The organism is Streptomyces torulosus, from assembly GCF_001419765.1.
In the GTDB taxonomy this organism is placed as follows: Bacteria; Actinomycetota; Actinomycetes; order Streptomycetales; family Streptomycetaceae; genus Streptomyces; species Streptomyces torulosus.
In genome coordinates, this window is the sequence record NZ_LIRK01000832.1 from 1 (window position 1) to 1,061 (window position 1,061).

1 protein-coding gene is annotated in these 1,061 nt (G+C 74.6%); it reads left to right on the top strand.

Going from position 1 to position 1,061, the window contains the following annotated elements; translation table 11 throughout:
• Positions 1 to 169 precede the first annotated feature (169 nt).
• Positions 170 to 1,061, top strand: an 892-nt coding sequence (locus AOK23_RS40915) for a serine/threonine-protein kinase (protein WP_157878307.1), incomplete at its 3' end; no start/stop codon positions are given.

The window sequence follows — 1,061 nt, forward strand, 5'->3', positions numbered from 1 at the left end:
GGGGAGCGACGGCCCCGGGCGATCCGGCGCGAGGCGGGAGGGGGGGCGGCAACACCGGATGTACGACGGCGCTCAGCCGTCTCCCTCTCCCTTCCGCCGTTGATCTCCGATTCCTCACGAACCGGGACTCACCGTCCCTGTTGTCGTCGCCTCCGTCTAGGCTCCCCGCATGAGCAGAACGGAGCCCGGCAGACGGGTGATCGACGGCCGCTTCGAACTCGTCGGGCGGCTTGGCGGCGGGGGAATGGGATGGGTCTGGCGGGCCCGCGACCTGGCGCTGCACCGCGAGGTCGCCGTGAAGGAGGTCCGCCCGCCGGACCCCGGCCTCGCCGAGTACGACCCGGAGGGCGCCCGCACCCTGCGTGAACGCGTACTGAGGGAGGCCCGGGCCCTCGCCCGCGTCCACCACCCGAACGTCGTCACCATCCACCACATCGTCGACGGCGGCGAGGGCACCTACCCGTGGATCGTGATGGAGCTCCTCACCGGCGGCTCGCTCCAGGACCGCCTCGACCGGGGCCGCCTGGAACCGTCCGAGGCGGCCCGCATGGGCCGGGAGGTGCTCGACGCACTGCGCGCCGCCCACGCGGTCGGCATCGAGCACCGTGACGTGAAGCCGGCGAACGTTCTGCTGCGCCCCGACGGACGCCCCGTCCTCACCGATTTCGGGATCGCCGCCGTCCGCGAGGCCACCAGCCTCACCGCCACCGGTTCCGTCATCGGCTCGCCCGACTACATGGCGCCGGAGCGGGTCAGCGGCAAGGAGGGCGGCCCCGCCTCCGACCTGTGGTCCCTCGCGATGATGCTGTACGTGGCCGTCGAGGCCCACCATCCCCTGCGCCGGGACAGCACGCTCGCCACGCTCGCCGCGGTGCTCAGCGAGGACGTTCCGCCGCCCCGTCAGGCCGGCCCGCTGACCGGCGTACTGACCGCCCTGCTCGTCAAGGACCCGCTCGCGCGGCCCGGCGCGGAGGAGGTGGACCGCATGCTCGCCGTCGCGGCGGGACAGGCCGCGCCCCCGGCGACCGGCGGCACACCGGCCGACGCCGCCCCCGCCTTCG